This window comes from Nocardia sp. FBN12 (genome assembly GCF_054031145.1).
Window position 1 is genome coordinate 6,518,420 of record NZ_CM132926.1, and the last position, 15,868, is coordinate 6,534,287.

Here is a 15,868-nt window from a genome sequence, read left to right on the forward strand (position 1 = left end):
GCTGTCGTCGGTGGCATCGCGGGTCTCAGCTCGGTGCGGCGGTGGGTTCGGCGGCGCGTAGCGCGTCGGCGATCCTGGCGCGATGGAAATCGGCTGTGCCCCAGGCGGTTCGCAGGACGGCGACCTTGGTCAGCCACAGCGACAGATCGAATTCCGCGGTGTAACCGATCGCGCCGTGGACCTGAAGGCCGGCACGCGCGGCGCGGTGGGCGGCATCGCCGCAGGCCACGAGCGCCGCGGAAACGTCGCGGGCGCGGTCGTTCGAGTCAAGCGTGAGCGCCGCGCGGTACACCAGCGGCTCGGCCAGATCCAACGCGATCAGCACATCGGCGAGCTGCTGCTTCACCGCCTGGAATTCGCCGATCGCGCGACCGAACTGCTTGCGCTGCTTCGCATAAGAGGTGGTCTGCTCGAGTATCGACCGGCCCGCGCCGAGGAGCTGCGCGGCACAGGCGAGAACGCCGGCGTCGAAGGCGTAGTCGATAGCCGCCGCGACCTCGGCACCTTCGGCGACCAGCTCGCCGGACGTCACGCGCAACAGCTTGCGGGCGGGGTCGATCGAGGTCACCGAATCCGTTGCCGGAACGCCGAGTGTCAGCCGACCCTCGGTGGCGACGAGAACCGGCTCGGCGATATCGGCGTCGAGGGCGATGCCACGCTGGGCCGCGAAGGTGACGGTGCCGAGCGACTCGCCGCTCGACAGCGCGGGCAACCAACGTTGCGCGGGCGCGTCATCCGGAAGACGTTGCAGCAGCGCCGGAATCACGGCGGCGGACTCGATCACCGGGCCGGGCGCGGCGGCGCGACCCAGTTCGATCAGGGCGACGACGAGATCGACAGTGGTGGCGTCCGCCCCGTCGTACTTCTCGTCGACGATCAGGCCGAAGACGCCCATGTCGGCGATCTGCCGCAGCAGCGCGCGCGCCTTGGCGGGATCGCCCGCGGCCCAGGCGCGCACGGCGGTGGGCACCTGTCCCGCGTCGAGAATCTTGCGCAGCTCGGCGGCGAAGTCGAGTTGTTCGGTACTGAGCGCGAATCTCATCGCATACCTCCTATGTTCGGAAGGGCGATTCGGCCCAAGTGAGTGCTGGCCATGCCGATCGATCCGGCGGGCAGCGCGATCGTGTGCCGGTCGATGGCGCCGGTCGACGGGATGGTGGTCGCGGCGCGTTCGCTCCTGAGCTGTGCGGTGCGGTGCTCCAGGTGGACCATGAAGTGGACGTTCATCGCTTGCTCTCGCGAGGCAGGCCGAGGATGCGTTCGGCGATGATGTTGCGCTGGATCTCGTTGGTGCCCGCGTAGATCGGGCCGGAGAGCGAGAACAGATAGCCGTCGGTCCAGTTGCTGCGCTGTTCGGCGGACGAGCCGAGCAGGTCGAGTGCGGTCTCGTGCATCGCGATGTCGAGCTCGGACCAGTACACCTTGGTGATCGACGATTCCGCGCCGAGTTGTCCGCCGTCTTGGAGGCGGGTGACGGTGCCGAAGGTGTGCAGCCGATAGGCCTCGGCACCGATCCAGGCATCGACCACCGCGTTCCGGGCGGCGGTATCGGCCGGTTCGGTGGTCTCGGTCCACAGGTCGATGAGCCGCTGCGCGGTGGCGCTGAAACGGCCGGGGCTGCGCAGCGAGAGCCCGCGCTCGTTGGACGAGGTGGCCATCGCGACCCGCCAGCCTTCGTTCACCCCGCCGATCACATCGTGATCCGGTACGAAGACGTCGTCGAGGAAGATCTCCGCGAAGCCGGGTTCGCCGTCGAGCTGGGGGATCGGCCGCACGCTCACGCCCTCGGCGGTGAGTGGGAACATCACGTAGGTCAGCCCGTGGTGACGCTGTGCGTCGGGGTCGCTACGGAACAAGCCGAACGCCCAATCGGCGAAGGACGCACGGGAACTCCAGGTCTTCTGCCCGTTGAGCAGCCAGCCGCCCTCGGTGCGCCGCGCGGTGGACCGCAGGCCCGCGAGGTCGCTGCCCGCCTCGGGTTCCGACCAGGCCTGCGCCCAGATGTCGTCACCGCGCGCCATGCGCGGCAGGATCCGCGCGAGCTGCTCGGGGGTGCCGTGCTCGAACAGGGTCGGCGCGAGCAGGAAGATGCCGTTCTGCGCGACCCGGCCCGGTGCGCCCGCGGCGTAGTACTCCTGCTCGAACAGCACCCATTCGAGAATCGACGCGTCACGGCCGCCGAACTCGCGCGGCCACGACACCGCGGACAACCTGGCTTCGGCCAGCTTCGCTTCCCATTCTCGATGCGCGGCAAAGCCTTCCGCCGTATCCATCGAGGGCAACGGCTCGGCAGGAACATTGGCGGCGAGGAACTCGCGCACCTCCAGCTGGAATTCCCGGGCAGCCGGGTCGATCTCGAGATCCACTTACTTCGTCCCGTTCTGTTCGGTTGTGGCGGCGCTCTTCATCGAGCGAGCGTTCATCCCACCCAGGGAATCGGCGCCGACCTCGGCGTTGTGCGCGTGCGCGAAATGATGCAGCCCGAAGACCGAGTCCATGCCACTGCGCATGCCCATCAGATCCTCGGCCTGGTTGACGGCCTTCTTGGTGAGCGCGAGCCCGAATTGCGGCATGGCGGAGATCTTGTCGGCGAGCCCCATCACCTCGGTCTCGAGTTCCGCGCGCGGCACGACCCGGTTGACCATGCCCCACTCCTTGGCTTGGGCCGCACCGAACCGGTCGCCGGTGAACAGGAACTCCTTGGCCGCGCGCGGACCCATCACCCACGGATGCGCGAAGTACTCCACACCCGGAATGCCCATCCGCACAACAGGATCGGAGAAGAACGCGTCGTCGGAGCAGACGATCAGATCGCACACCCAGGCCAGCATCAGCCCGCCCGCGATACACGCGCCCTGCACCATCGCCACCATCGGCTTCGGGATCTCGCGCCAGCGCCTGCACATGCCGAGATACACCTCGGACTCGCGTGCGAACCGCTGATCGCCGCCGGGGCGATCGAGGTGGTCCCACCACAGCGCGGCTTTGTTCTCGTAGTGCACGTCGTGGTCGCGCCCCGGTGTACCGATGTCGTGTCCGGCGCTGAAGTGTTTCCCGTTGCCCGCCAGCACGATCACCTTGACCTCCGGATCCTCGACGGCCCGCACGAAGGCGGCGTCGAGGGCGTAGGTCATCTTCGAGTTCTGCGCGTTGCGGAAATCGGGCCGATTCATGGTGACGACGGCGACCGAGCCGCGCACCTCATAGGTGACGACCTCGGTCTCGGTTTCGGAACTCACGACTTCTCCTCACGTAGCTCACGCTTGAGCACTTTGCCCGCGGCGCTGTAGGGCAGCTGGTCGCGGAACTCGACAAGCCTCGGCACCTTGAAATTCGCCAGTTTGCTCGCGGCGAAGGCGATTACCTCGTCGGCGGTCAGCGTCGATCCGGCCTTGCGGACGACGACGGCCTTGCCGACCTCGCCCATCCGCTCGTCGGGTACGCCGATCACCGCCGACTCGGCGATGCCGTCGAGCCTGGCCAGGGTCTGTTCGATCTCGGCGGGATACACGTTGAACCCGCCGGTGATGTACATGTCCTTGAGCCGGTCGGTGATCTTGAGGTAGCCGCGCTCGTCGACGATGCCGATATCGCCGGTGTGCAGCCAGCCGTCGGCGTCGATGGCTTCGGCGGTGGCCTCGGGATCGTCGAGGTAGCCGAGCATCACGTTCGGGCCGCGCAGCAGGACCTCACCGGCATCGGACAGGCGCAGTTCGAAGTCGGCGATCGGCCCGCCGCAGGTGTTGGCGATCGTGGCCGCGTCGTCGGAGGCGCGGCACATGGTGCCGAAACCGGCCGTCTCGGACAGGCCGTAGGCGGTAATGACCACCTCGAAGGCGAGATCGTCACGCATCCGCTCGATCAGCACCACCGGCACGGTCGCCGCGCCGGTCACCGCCACTCGCAGCGAGCTCAGGTCACGCTCGGCGCGCTGTGGATGCTCGAGGATGGTCTGGTAGATCGTCGGCGGGCCGGTGAGCACGGTGATCTGCTCGGACTCGATGAGCGCCAGCGTGGCGGGCACGTCGAAGGTGGCCTGCGGCACGATCGTGGCCCCGGTGACCAGGCACGCGAGAATGCCCGCCTTGTAGCCGAAGTTGTGGAAGAACGGGGGGATCATCAGGTAGCGGTCGCCCGCGCGCAGGGTCGAGCACTCGACCCAGCCGCGCACCACGCCCAGCGCCTGCCGGTGCGCGACGAGGGTGCCCTTGCTGCGACCGGTGGTGCCGGAGGTGAACAGGATGTCGGAGATGTCGTCGGGGGAGACCTGCTCGGCCCGCTCCTCGCCGGCCGCCGCCGAGACGGTCGCGGCCTGCGCGAGCAACTCGTCCCACGTCACCGTGGTGTGCGCGGCGGTGTCAGCCGAAGCGGTGGCGGTACTCGCGTCGCCTTCGATCGGGATGACAACGACCGTCCCGATACCCAGTTCCGGCGCCGCCGCCGCGAGTTCGGCGGCCCGATCACGTCCGAGGAACAGACCCGCGACGAACAACGCCTTCGCGTCGACGCGGGCCAGCACATCGACGGCCTCGGCCGCCACGTACCGGGTGTTCAACGGAACCAGCGCGGCCCCGACGGAATGCGCGGCCAGCGCGGCGATCACCCAGTGGTGGGTATTGGGCGCCCACATCGCGACCCGGTCGCCGGGGGCGATGCCACGGGCGATCAGGGCGCGGGCGGCGATGCGGACCTGGTCGAGTAGCTCGGCCCAGGTCAGGCGGGTCGGGCCGTCGAGCAGGGCGGGCTCGTCCGGGTGCGCCGCGGCGATCTGTCGCAGCGCCTGCGGGGTGGTGTGTGCAGGGGTGGTCACGGGGTCCTCACCGTAGTGCGGTCGCTGTTCTTGACGAAGCAGCCAACAAAGCAAGTGCTTGGTAGGTTATCCTACCGAGGTGGGCGTGATCCAGACCTCAGATTCCGATACCGCGACTTCCGACGAGGAGTTTCGCGCGGAAATACGCGATTGGCTTGCCGAAAATCTTTCGGGCGAGTTCGCTGACCTGCGTGGAACCGGCGGACCAGGCCGCGAACATGAATTCTTCGAACAGCGATTGGCGTGGGACCGCCACCTCGCCGCGGCGGGCTGGACCTGCCTCGGCTGGCCGGTCGAACACGGCGGTCGCGGTGCCAGTGTGCGCCAGCAGGTGATCTTCCACGAGGAATACGCGAAGGCCGACGCGCCGGCGCGGGTCTCGCACGTGGGCGAGGAACTGCTGGGCCCGACCGTGCTCGCCTTCGGCACCGAGGAGCAGAAGAAGCGCTTCCTGCCGGGCGTGCGTTCGGTCGGCGAGCTGTGGTGCCAGGGCTATTCCGAACCGGGCGCGGGCTCCGACCTCGCCGCGGTGAGCACAACGGCTCGCCTCGACGGCGACAAGTGGGTGATCAACGGCCAGAAGATCTGGACGTCGCTGGCGCACGTCGCCGACTGGTGCTTCGTCATCGCCCGCACCGAGCGCGGGTCGAGCCGGCACAAGGGCCTGTCCTACCTGCTGGTCCCGATGAACCAGCCGGGCATCGAAGTGCGGCCGATCGAGCAGCTCACCGGCACCTCCGAGTTCAACGAAGTGTTCTTCGACAACGCCGTCACCGACGCGGACCTCGTCGTGGGTGAACCCGGTGACGGCTGGCGAATCGCCATGGGCACCTTGACCTTCGAACGCGGGATCTCGACCCTCGGCCAGCAGATCCGCTTCGCGCGCGAACTCTCCGACATCGAAGACCTGGCCCGGCGCACCGGCGCCGCCGACGACCCGCTGATCGCCGATCGCCTCGATCGTGCCTGGGTCGGACTCCGGGTGTTGCGCGCGCACGCGCTGCGCACCATGAGCGAGGACCACGACGACGCGGGCGGCGCCTCGGTGTCGAAGCTGTTGTGGGCCAACTGGCATCGCGACCTCGGTGAACTCGCCATGGCCGTCCAGGGCGCGACCGGCCTGGTCCTCGGCCCCGACGACATGACCGCATGGCAGCGGCTGTACCTGTTCAGCCGCGCCGACACGATCTATGGAGGTTCGAACGAAGTGCAGCGCAACATCATCGCCGAGCGTGTGCTCGGTCTCCCGCGAGAGGCACGCCCGTGAGTGAGCAGACCTATTCCGGCGCGAACAAATCGCTGTCGATCGCGCCGCCCTCGATCCCCGGACACGGCCTGCTCGCGGGCCGGACGGCCGTGATCACCGCCGCCGCGGGCACCGGCATCGGTTCGGCCACCGCGCGCAGGCTCCTCGAAGAGGGTGCCGATGTGGTCGTCTCCGATTGGCACGAGCGTCGTTTGACCGAGACCGCCGAACTGCTGGCGAAGGAATTCCCGGAGCGCCGGGTCGGTGCCGTGGTCTGCGATGTCCGCGACACCGCGCAGGTGAATCAGCTGCTCACCGACGCCGCCGCCGAACTCGGCCGGATCGACATCATGGTCAACAACGCGGGCCTCGGCGGCGAGACCCCGGTGGTCGACATGACCGACGAGCAGTGGGACCAGGTTCTCGACATCACCCTGACGGGCACCTTCCGCTGCACCCGCGCGGCACTCGGCTACTTCCGCGGCGCTGGCCACGGCGGCGTGATCGTCAACAACGCCTCGGTCCTCGGTTGGCGCGCCCAGCACGGCCAGGCGCACTACGCCGCCGCGAAGGCCGGTGTGATGGCGCTGACCAGGTGCAGTGCGGTCGAAGCCGCCGAATTCGGTGTGCGGATCAACGCCGTCGCGCCGAGCATCGCCCGCCACCCGTTCCTGGACAAGGTGAGCTCGTCGGAACTGCTCGACTCGCTCAGCGAGCGCGAGGCCTTCGGTCGCGCCGCCGAACCGTGGGAAGTAGCGGCAACGATCGCCATGCTGGCCAGTGATTACACCTCGTATCTGACCGGCGAGGTTGTCTCGGTGAGTAGTCAGCGCGCATGATCGCCGCGGCGGGTTCACCTGAACCAAGCAAGTGCTTGGTTGTACGATGACGGGTGTGACCGCACCCGACACCGTCAAACGCACCCGCCGCGCCGAGCTGCTCGACCTCGCCGCCGGCCTGTTCGCCGAACGCGGCATGCGTGCCACCACGGTGCGCGATATCGCCGACTCGGCGGGCATCCTGTCGGGCAGTCTCTACCACCACTTCGACTCCAAGGAGTCGATGGTCGACGAGATCCTGCGCGGCTTCCTCGACGACCTGTTCGGCCGCTACCGCGAGATCGCGGCCGCTGCGCTGAGTTCGCGAGACACCCTGGAGGCCTTGGTAATCGCCTCCTACGAGGCGTTCGACCGGCACCATGCCGCGGTCGCGATCTACCAGGCCGAGGCCAAGAGCCTGCGCGACGTAGAACGTTTCGCCTATATCCGCGACTTCAACACCGAGTTCCGCGATCTGTGGCGGCGGGTGCTCGCCGCCGGTGTCGCCGATGGCAGCTTCCGGCCCGAACTCGACGTGGAACTCGCGTTCCGCTTCCTGCGCGACACCGTGTGGGTCGCGGTCCGCTGGTACACCCCCGGTGGCCCGATCACCGTGAAAAGCCTTGCCCAGCAATATCTCACCATCGTGCTCGACGGGCTGACCCTGCCCGAGGGCACCGCGAAATAGGAGTTCCATCATGACCGCATCCGCCGAGCGCCGCCCCTATGCCCCGCTGCGGGAGGCCTATGTGATCGATGCGGTGCGTACCGCGGTCGGCAAGCGCGGTGGCGCGCTGGCCGAGGTGCACCCCGCCGATATCGGCGCCGCCGCGGTGCGTGGGCTCGTCGAGCGCACCGGCATCGACCCGAGCGTCGTCGACGACGTGATCGTCGGCTGTGTCGACAACCTCGGACCGCAGGCGGGCAATATCGGCCGCACCATGTGGCTGGTGGCGGGGTACCCCGAGGAAGTTCCCGGCGTCACCGTCGACCGGCAGTGTGGTTCCAGCCAGCAGGCGATCAACTTCGGCGCGCAGGCCATCATGAGCGGCACCGCCGAGGTCATCGTGGCCGGTGGCGTGCAGAACATGAGCGCCATCCCGATCGGCGCCGCCATGCTCGCGGCCAAGCCGTACGGCTTCGAATCCTCGTTCATCGGTGCCAAGGGCTGGGACTCGCGTTACGGCACCGGCGAGGTCTCCCAGTTCAAGGGCGCCGAGATGATCGCCGAGAAGTGGGGCATCAGCCGCGAGGACATGGAGCGCTGGGCGCTGCAGAGCCACGAGCGCGCCAAGTCCGCTATCGCCGAGGGTCGCTTCGACAACGAGATCGTGCCGGTCGGCGACTTCACCGTCGATCAGGGCCCGCGCGAGACCAGCCTGGAGAAGATGGCGACGCTGCAGCCGCTGTCGGAGGGCAGCCCGCTCACCGCGGCGGTCGCCAGCCAGATCTCCGACGGCGCCAGCGCCACGCTGCTCGCTTCGGAGTGGGCGGTCAAGGAATACGGTCTGACCCCGCGTGCTCGCATCCATCACGTCAGCGCGCGCGGCGCGGACCCCCTCATGATGCTCAGCGCGCCGATCCCGGCGACCCAGTGGGCGCTGGAGAAGACCGGCCTGACCATCGACGACATCGACGTCATCGAGATCAACGAGGCCTTCGCGCCGGTGGTGCTGGCCTGGATCAAGGAGATCGGCGCCGATCCGGCGAAGGTCAATGTCAACGGTGGTGCGATCGCGCTCGGTCATCCGCTGGGTGCCACCGGGGCCAAGTTGTTCGCGACCCTGCTCAACGAGCTGGAGCGGGTCAACGGCCGCTACGGTCTGCTCACCATCTGCGAGGGTGGCGGCACGGCCAACGTCACCATCATCGAGCGCCTCGGCGCGCCGGAGTAGTTCCAGGCGGACACAACTGACGGCCCGGTGCTCGGGTATCCGGCACCGGGCCGACCCGCCTTTCGTTCACCAGTGGTAGGTCACCACATCCCATCGCTGCAGGGTGCCGGGGGTATCGCAGTGCGCCCAGGATTGCTGGCCGTTCCACGCCATGTTGCCGCGGCGTTCGTAGGTGGCCCAGCTGCTGCCGAACCAGCCCCACCATTGTCTGCACTCGATCCGCACCTGATGCCGGACCGGCCAATAGCACTGCGAGTACGCCGCACTGTTGTTGACCGGATGTGCGGAGCAGCCAGGCTGGAAATACTGTGCCTGAACCGGCGCCGCACCCATGACCACCCCGGCGCCGAGCAGCGCCGCCGCCGATGTACTCACCATCATTTTCTTGAGAAGCGAACTCATCACAACCTCCCATCAGCGTGGGGGACGATGCCCCGACTCCTGACAGGCCTCCGCGCCGTCGAAGTTCGGTGGCTCGCGTTTCCACGAAACCACCCTTACGTGACTTACATCACATAAAAGGCGCCTTGTGTTACTGGCAGCAGTGCCTCTAGCTGCGTGTTCGGGCAGCGGTGCAACCTTCCGGCAGGTTTGTTCTTCCGGCCTACGATGGCTTGGTGAAGGTGCTCGGTGCATGCCCGCTCGACTGCCCCGACGCGTGCTCGTGGGTGGTGACCGTCGAGGACGGTGTTGCCACCGGGCTGCGGGGGAACAAGGAACATCCGGTCACGCGCGGTGCGCTGTGCGTGAAGGTGAACCGGTATCTAGAGCAGGTCGGTGCGCCGGACCGGCTCAGGTATCCGATGCGCCGGGTCGGGCCGAAAGGGTCCGGGCAGTTCGAGCGGATCAGCTGGGACTCCGCGCTCGACGAGATCGCCACGCGGGTCACCGGCATCATCGACGAATTCGGCGGCGAGGCGGTCTGGCCCTTCCACGGCACCGGCAGCCTTGGCTATATCCAAGGGCTGGAGGGCTTTCCGGGCCGCAGGATGTTCAATCTGCTCGGGGCGTCGCACCACGCGCCGACCATCTGCTCGGTCGCCGGTGGCGCCGGCCTGCGCTATACCCTCGGCACCTCCGGCGGCATGGACCCCGAGGACTTCGCGAAGTCGAAGCTGATCCTGCTGTGGGGCACCAATCCGCTCACGTCCGGTCATCATCTGTGGAAGTTCGTGCAGGACAGCGGGGCCTACCTGGTGTCGATCGACCCGGTGCGCACCAAGACCTCCGAACGCTGCGACGAGCACATCGCCCCGCTGCCCGGCACCGACGCGGCGCTGGCGCTCGGGCTGCTGCACGTCATCGTCTCGCTCGGCGCGCAGGACGAAAAGTTCATCGCCGAACACACCGAGGGCTGGCCCGAATTCCGGGACCGCATCACCGAATTCACGCCGGAACGCACCGCGGCGATCACGGGCGTGCCGCAGGAGCGGATCGTCGCGCTCGGTGAGCGAATCGCGCGAACCCGGCCGACCGCCATCCGCGCGTCGCAAGGCATGCAGCGGCACGCGGGCGGTGGGATGGCGCTGCGGGTGCTCGGCTGCCTGCCCGGTGTCACCGGTGACTGGGCGATACCCGGTGGGGGACTGCACTATTCGACGAGTGGGCACTTCCGTGTCGACGATGCGGCCCTGCGCCGCGACGACCTGCTGCCGAACCCGGTTCGCACGCTCTCGATGACCAGGCTCGGCGAGGCTCTGCTCGAGACCGATGGGCCGCCCGTGAAGGCGCTGTTCGTGATCGGGGCCAATCCGGTCGGCTCGAATCCCGACCAGCGTCGCGTGATCGAGGGACTGTCTCGCGAGGACCTGTTCACCGTGGTCCTCGAGCACTTCGGCACCGACACCGTCGATTACGCCGACATCGTCCTGCCCGCCACGATGCAGCCCGAACACCTCGACGTGCTCGCGGGTTACGGGCACCTCTACCTCATCTGGAACGAGCCAGCCGTCGAGCCGCCCGGTGAATGCCTTTCCACCACAGAGACTTTCCGCCGGCTCTCGCGGCGCTTCGGTCTCACCGAGCCCGCGCTCTACGACTCCGACGAAGAGCTGGCCAAGCAGCTGCTCAAAGGTTTCGACCTCGAACGCCTCCGCGCGGACGGGTTCCTGAAGGTCCAGGCGGGACCGGTACCGGCAGGCAAACTCCAGTTCGTTTCCGCCAGAGCGGAATCGGCGGGTCACGATCCACTGCCGGACTACACGCCTCCCGCCGATTCCGGTGACGGCCTGGTGCTGATCTCCGCCGCCTCGCACTACTTCCTGAACACCTCGTTCGGCGCCAACCCCGAATTGCGGCGGCGCTCAGGTGAATCCAGCATCACGCTGCACCCCGAGGATGCTGCCGCCCGCGGGATCGCCGACGGTGCCGCGGTGGTCGTCTCCAACGGTCGCGGCTCCTTCGAGGCAGTCGCCGAGGTGTCGGACCGGGTGCGGCCCGGCGTCGCGGGCACCACCAAGGGCCGCTGGGCCAAGTTCACCGGCGGTGCCACCGTGAATGCCACCATCGCCGAACGTGATTCGGACTACGGCGGTGGCGCGGTCTTCCACGACAACCGCGTCGAGGTCGCGCCGCGCTGATTTGTTGTCGGACAGCTCCGCACGCGATGCGCTGCCGACAGCGAAAAGCGCCGGACCCGGGCGCGCCGTGTCGGCGTCGCGCCTGGTCCGGCGCCCTCGTCACCCCGGCGAACTCGACTGACGCTCCAGGCAGTCGAGTCGGGGGCGAGCTGGAGATCGGTCAGCGAGTTTCGGCAGCGGGCTCGCTGGTCAGCGCGCCGACCGCCGCGATCCGCACCACCGCGTCGGTGACGATCTGGTCGATCAGTTCGGCCACCGTCGGCAGGCTGTCGATGATGCCGGTGACCTGGCCCGCGGGCAGCACGCCCGCGTCGGTGCGGCCCTCGACCAGGCCGGCCTTGGTCAGCATCGCCGAGTTCGCGGCCATCACGACCTGAGACCAGCTGAGGTCCTTGGTCTTTCGCATCGCCAGGCCGTCGCGGGCGAGCGTCGACCACTTCATGCCGGTCATCGACTTGAACTTGGCCGCGTTCGACACCGCCGCCGACAGACCGCGCCAGCCGCCGGAGTGCTCGAGCTTGGTCACCAGTTCGGTGTTGAGCATCCGATGCGGCATACCGTCGACCTTCACCGACACCACGGTGTCCTGCAGTCCGCGGGCCAGGTACTCCTGCTTCACGGCTTCCGGGACGGTGCTCTCCTGGGTGAGCAGGAAACGGGTACCCATCGCGACACCGGCCGCACCATAGGACAGGGCGGCGGCCAGGCCGCGACCGTCGAAGAAGCCACCCGCCGCGATCACCGGGATATCGACCGCGTCGAGCACCGACGGCAGCAGCAGCGTGGTGGCGACCGGGCCGGTGTGGCCACCGCCCTCACCGCCCTGCACGATCACCGCGTCGGCGCCCCAGGACGCCACCTTCACCGCGTGCTTGGCCGCACCGATCGACGGAACAACCACCACACCGGCATCTTTGAGCCGGGCGATGAGTTCCTTCTTCGGCGCCAGCGCGAACGACGCGACCCGTACCTGTTCGCGGATGAGCAGTTCGATGCGCTCGCCCGCGTCGGTGGCGTCGGCGCGGATGTTCACGCCGAAGGGCTTGTCGGTGAGCGACTTGGTCTTGGCGACCGCCGCCTCCAGCTCCTCGAAAGTCATGGTCGCCGAGGCGAGGATGCCGAGTCCGCCAGCGTTCGCGGTGGCGGCGACCAGCCGGGGACCGGCGACCCAGCCCATGCCGGTCTGCACGATCGGGTGCTCGATGCCGACCAGCTCGGTCAAGGGCGTGCGCAAGCGCGGGCTCATGCCGCTACTTCCTTCTCGCGGAAACCCTTGGGATCGAGCACAGTTCGGATGATCTGCAGCTCCTCCTCGGTCGGCAGCCTGGTCTCGCCTGCCATGCCGAGCTCCGCGATCTCGAAGGAGGTGTTCTCCGCGACCTCTTCCGGGTTCACGCCGGGGTGCAGCGACAGTGCGCGCAGGGTGTGGTCGGGGCCGTTGAAGTCGAACACGCCCAGGTTGGTCACCACCCGGTGCAGGTGATGGAAGCGGTAGGCCGGGTTCTCGGGATCGATTCTGTCGTAGCCGATTCCGGAGATGATGTCGACTTTGTCGACGAACACCCGATTGTTGTGCCGGGGCACGAAGTAGCTCGTCGCGTGGTTGATGGTGTTGCCGGGCGCGCCACGCACACCGAACATCTGGCGCGTCGGCTGTTGCAGCGGACCGAAGGCCGACAGGTTCTGGTTGCCGAACCGGTCGATCTGGTTGGCGCCCATCACCACATGACGACGGCCGGAGGCGACCACATCGAACACCCGCGAGAACGGAATCCAGCCCTCGACCGGAGCTTTCGCGCCGATCGCCGGTACCTCGGCGAAGAACAGCGCCTCACCGTCGGAGAGCAGCAGGTCGGGTTCGAAGGTGAGCCGGGCCAGTCGCGCACCGATCGTGGTGATGGTCGACATCGGGCTGGCCATGATCTCGCCCGCCCCGCGGAAGATCTCCGCCGCGGCGACGACACAGACCTCGGCGCGCGTGATGGGTCCGCTCTGTACTGCGGAATTCATAGCTTCTGCTCCTCGGCGAAAGTGGCTACGGCGGACTGGTATTCGTCTTCGGAGACGTCGAGATAGCGAGCCTTGAACTCGGCCCACGACTCCGGCGTCTTCGCGGCCGCCACATAGTGCTTCTGGAACTTCTCGTCGCGCCCGTAGCTGCCGGAGAAGGTGAAGTGCGCGCCGCCGGGCGACTCGACCACACCGTCGACCAGCATGCGGTTGAGGATGATCGCCTGCTGCGGAACGGCTTTCACCAGCTCCTCGGTCTCGACGATGCGATCCACGGAGACATACCGACGCTCAGCGGCGAGGCAGTACAGATCGTCGAAGTACGGATCGACGCCCGTGTAGGCGGCGTTGCCGTGCTTGTCGGCCAGATCCAGATGCACGAACGACGCGTCCAGATTCAGCGCGGGCATCGCGACCAGGGTCTCGGTTCGCCCGTCGGCGGCCGGATACGGCGACGCGACGGTCTTCAGCTCGCCCTCCCAGAAGTCGAGCACCGCCGACCCCAGCCCGGCCCGAATCGGCAGGAACGGCAGTCGTGCCGCGGCTGCCTGCAGCCCGCACTTCACCATGCCCTCGTCCATCTCGCGCACGGTGATCGCGCCCTCGGTGCGCGCCTTCGCGAACCACGGATCGTAGAACGGCGCCGAATCCAGCGACACGAAGCCGTAGTAGGCCTTGCGGACCTTGCCCGCCGAGCACAGCAAGCCGAGGTCGGGGCCGCCGTAGGTGACCACGGTCAGGTCGGTGACGTCCGAGCGCAGCAGCGCGCGCACCAGCGCCATCGGCTTGCGCCGTGAACCCCAGCCGCCGATCCCGATGGTCATGCCGCTGCGCAGCTCGCCGACCACCTCGTCGAGGGTCATTCTCTTGTCGCGCATGGCTGTCAGCTCTCCTTCTTCTGCGCGGCGAGATCGTCGTCGAAGCGCGCCCTGATCTCGTCGGCGACACCGGCGAGGTTGAGCTCCATCGTGAAGCCCTGTTCGTAGCGGTAGGAACGGTGCACGTCCTGCACGTCGATACCGTTGAGCGCGCGCTTCGCGGCCCGGATCACGCGGCCGTCCTTGTTGGCGATGTTCTTCGCGACTTCCATCGCGGCAGCGTCGAGTTCGGCGCGCGGCACCACCTTGTACACCGAACCGAAGTGGTGCAACTGCTGGGCGGTGAGCTTGCCCGCGGTGTAGAACATGGTGCGCATCAGGTGCTGCGGGACCAGCCGCGACAGGTGGGTGGCGGCGCCGAGCGCGCCACGGTCCACTTCGGGCAGCCCGAAGGTGGCGTCGTCGGAGGCCACGATGACGTCGGAGTTACCGACCAGGCCGATGCCGCCGCCGAGGCAGAAGCCGTTCACGGCGGTGACCACCGGCACCTCGCAGTCGTAGACCGCGGCGAAGGCGTCGAAGCAGCCGTGGTTGGCGCGGATCAGCGCGGTATGGCCGGAGTCGGCGTTCATCTCCTTGATGTCGACGCCGGCGTTGAACCCGCGTCCTTCCGCGCGCAGGACGACCACCCGGGTCTCCTGGTTGCGGCCCGCTGCCCTGACGGCATCGGCCAGCGCGAACCAGCCGTCCGAGGGTAGGGCGTTGACCGGCGGATAGTCGACTGTGACGACCTCTACTCCGTCGGCTTCGGTGTGACGGTTTATCCCCATCGCGATGTCTCCTCGTGCACGCCCCGGCGAACCCGAGACAAAGCAAGCAATTGCTTGGTAGGTTAACACGGTGGCTGTAGAAATCGACCTTTCCGAGCAGATCGTTCTGGTGACAGGCGGCGTCCGAGGTGTCGGCGCCGGAATAAGCCGGGCCTTCCTCGCCGCCGGCGCGACGGTGCTGACCTGCGCGCGCAGACCGGCCGACGAGCCGATCACGGTCGGCGACCGCAGCGCCGAACATCTCACCTGCGATGTACGCGACGTCGACGCGGTGTCGGCCATGTTCGCCGAGATCGTCGCCAGGCACGGCCGGATCGACCACGTGGTGAACAACGCCGGTGGCGCCCCGTTCGCGATGGCCGACGCCGCGAGCCCGAAGTTTCACACCAAGATCGTGGAACTGAATCTGCTTGCGCCGCTGCTGATTTCCCAGCAGGCCAACGCCCTGATGCAGAAGCAGGACACGGGCGGCTCGATCGTGATGATCACCAGCGTCAGCGGCCACCGGCCGTCGCCGGGTACCGCCGCCTACGGTGCCGCCAAGGCGGGCCTGGACAACCTGGTCTCCTCACTCGCCGTCGAATGGGCCCCCAAGGTCCGGCTCAACTCGGTAGTGGTCGGCCCGGTCGAGACCGAACTCAGCCACCTGCACTACGGCGACGCGGACGGGATCGCCGCCGTCGGCGCGACCGTGCCGATGGGCAGAATGGCGCGCCCCGCCGACGTCGGCAACGCCGCCCTCTTCCTGGCCTCCCCCCTGGCCACCCACATCAGCGGCGCCGCCCTGCTGGTCCACGGTGGCGGCGAACGCCCGGCTTTCCTCGATGCCGCCAACGCCAACAACTGACTCATGACCTGCCCA

General features: G+C 68.0%; 16 protein-coding genes. 6 read left to right on the forward strand and 10 right to left on the reverse strand.

Annotated features, from left to right (window positions below; genetic code table 11):
• Positions 1-25 precede the first annotated feature (25 nt).
• From ACWZHB_RS30740 to ACWZHB_RS30760, 5 genes are read right to left on the reverse strand one after another with little or no spacing between them, the layout of a single operon-like run.
• Positions 26-1,042, reverse strand: a complete 1,017-nt coding sequence (locus tag ACWZHB_RS30740; RefSeq protein WP_427905230.1) for an acyl-CoA dehydrogenase family protein — start codon at positions 1,040-1,042, stop codon at positions 26-28.
• Positions 1,039-1,227 (reverse strand): hypothetical protein, encoded by a 189-nt coding sequence (locus ACWZHB_RS30745; RefSeq protein ID WP_427905231.1) that lies wholly within the window; start codon positions 1,225-1,227, stop codon positions 1,039-1,041. Before ACWZHB_RS30745 ends, ACWZHB_RS30740 begins: the two co-directional genes overlap by 4 nt.
• On the reverse strand, positions 1,224-2,366 hold the full coding sequence (locus ACWZHB_RS30750; RefSeq protein WP_427905232.1) for an acyl-CoA dehydrogenase family protein: 1,143 nt from the start codon (positions 2,364-2,366) through the stop codon (positions 1,224-1,226). Before ACWZHB_RS30750 ends, ACWZHB_RS30745 begins: the two co-directional genes overlap by 4 nt.
• Entirely contained in the window at positions 2,367-3,239 is an 873-nt protein-coding gene (locus tag ACWZHB_RS30755) for an enoyl-CoA hydratase (protein WP_427905233.1), read from the reverse strand.
• The gene (locus ACWZHB_RS30760; RefSeq protein WP_427905234.1) at positions 3,236-4,810 is read right to left on the reverse strand and encodes a FadD3 family acyl-CoA ligase; all 1,575 of its coding nucleotides are present in this window, start codon (positions 4,808-4,810) and stop codon (positions 3,236-3,238) included. The genes ACWZHB_RS30755 and ACWZHB_RS30760 overlap by 4 nt, the downstream gene beginning before the upstream one ends.
• A gap of 79 nt (positions 4,811-4,889) precedes the next feature.
• On the opposite strand from ACWZHB_RS30760, the gene ACWZHB_RS30765 reads away from it, so the two are divergent.
• Genes ACWZHB_RS30765 through ACWZHB_RS30780 form a run of 4 tightly spaced genes read left to right on the forward strand, consistent with a single transcriptional unit; the run spans position 4,890 to position 8,769 of the window.
• Positions 4,890-6,077 (forward strand): acyl-CoA dehydrogenase family protein, encoded by a 1,188-nt coding sequence (locus tag ACWZHB_RS30765; protein ID WP_427905235.1) that lies wholly within the window; start codon positions 4,890-4,892, stop codon positions 6,075-6,077.
• Positions 6,074-6,895: an SDR family oxidoreductase gene (locus ACWZHB_RS30770; protein WP_427905236.1), complete on the forward strand. Its 822-nt coding sequence runs from the start codon at positions 6,074-6,076 to the stop codon at positions 6,893-6,895. The genes ACWZHB_RS30765 and ACWZHB_RS30770 overlap by 4 nt, the downstream gene beginning before the upstream one ends.
• A gap of 46 nt (positions 6,896-6,941) precedes the next feature.
• Positions 6,942-7,562 carry a TetR/AcrR family transcriptional regulator gene (locus ACWZHB_RS30775; protein ID WP_427905237.1) on the forward strand — a complete coding sequence of 207 codons (621 nt, stop codon included), beginning with the start codon at positions 6,942-6,944 and terminating at the stop codon, positions 7,560-7,562.
• A gap of 46 nt (positions 7,563-7,608) precedes the next feature.
• Positions 7,609-8,769, forward strand: coding sequence for an acetyl-CoA C-acetyltransferase (locus ACWZHB_RS30780; RefSeq protein WP_427909359.1), 1,161 nt, complete (start codon positions 7,609-7,611; stop codon positions 8,767-8,769).
• Positions 8,770-8,835: 66 nt separating this feature from the next.
• On the opposite strand, the gene ACWZHB_RS30785 is transcribed toward ACWZHB_RS30780, so the two are convergent.
• The gene (locus ACWZHB_RS30785; protein ID WP_427905238.1) at positions 8,836-9,171 is read right to left on the reverse strand and encodes a hypothetical protein; all 336 of its coding nucleotides are present in this window, start codon (positions 9,169-9,171) and stop codon (positions 8,836-8,838) included.
• Positions 9,172-9,386: 215 nt separating this feature from the next.
• Here ACWZHB_RS30785 and ACWZHB_RS30790 point away from each other — a divergent pair, with 215 nt between their 5' ends.
• Positions 9,387-11,348: a molybdopterin-containing oxidoreductase family protein gene (locus ACWZHB_RS30790; RefSeq protein ID WP_427905239.1), complete on the forward strand. Its 1,962-nt coding sequence runs from the start codon at positions 9,387-9,389 to the stop codon at positions 11,346-11,348.
• Between the two features lie 160 nt (positions 11,349-11,508).
• On the opposite strand, the gene ACWZHB_RS30795 is transcribed toward ACWZHB_RS30790, so the two are convergent.
• The 4 genes from ACWZHB_RS30795 to ACWZHB_RS30810 are packed head-to-tail and all read right to left on the reverse strand — an operon-like array spanning position 11,509 to position 15,006.
• Complete coding sequence (locus ACWZHB_RS30795) at positions 11,509-12,594, reverse strand: NAD(P)H-dependent flavin oxidoreductase (protein ID WP_427905240.1); 1,086 nt, start codon at positions 12,592-12,594, stop codon at positions 11,509-11,511.
• On the reverse strand, positions 12,591-13,358 hold the full coding sequence (locus ACWZHB_RS30800) for a CoA-transferase subunit beta (RefSeq protein ID WP_427905241.1): 768 nt from the start codon (positions 13,356-13,358) through the stop codon (positions 12,591-12,593). The genes ACWZHB_RS30795 and ACWZHB_RS30800 overlap by 4 nt, the downstream gene beginning before the upstream one ends.
• Positions 13,355-14,245, reverse strand: coding sequence for a CoA transferase subunit A (locus tag ACWZHB_RS30805; RefSeq protein ID WP_427909360.1), 891 nt, complete (start codon positions 14,243-14,245; stop codon positions 13,355-13,357). Before ACWZHB_RS30805 ends, ACWZHB_RS30800 begins: the two co-directional genes overlap by 4 nt.
• Positions 14,242-15,006 (reverse strand): enoyl-CoA hydratase family protein, encoded by a 765-nt coding sequence (locus tag ACWZHB_RS30810; protein ID WP_427905242.1) that lies wholly within the window; start codon positions 15,004-15,006, stop codon positions 14,242-14,244. The genes ACWZHB_RS30805 and ACWZHB_RS30810 overlap by 4 nt, the downstream gene beginning before the upstream one ends.
• A 70-nt stretch (positions 15,007-15,076) precedes the next feature.
• Here ACWZHB_RS30810 and ACWZHB_RS30815 point away from each other — a divergent pair, with 70 nt between their 5' ends.
• On the forward strand, positions 15,077-15,853 hold the full coding sequence (locus tag ACWZHB_RS30815; protein WP_427905243.1) for an SDR family oxidoreductase: 777 nt from the start codon (positions 15,077-15,079) through the stop codon (positions 15,851-15,853).
• The last annotated feature ends 15 nt before the right edge of the window (positions 15,854-15,868 follow it).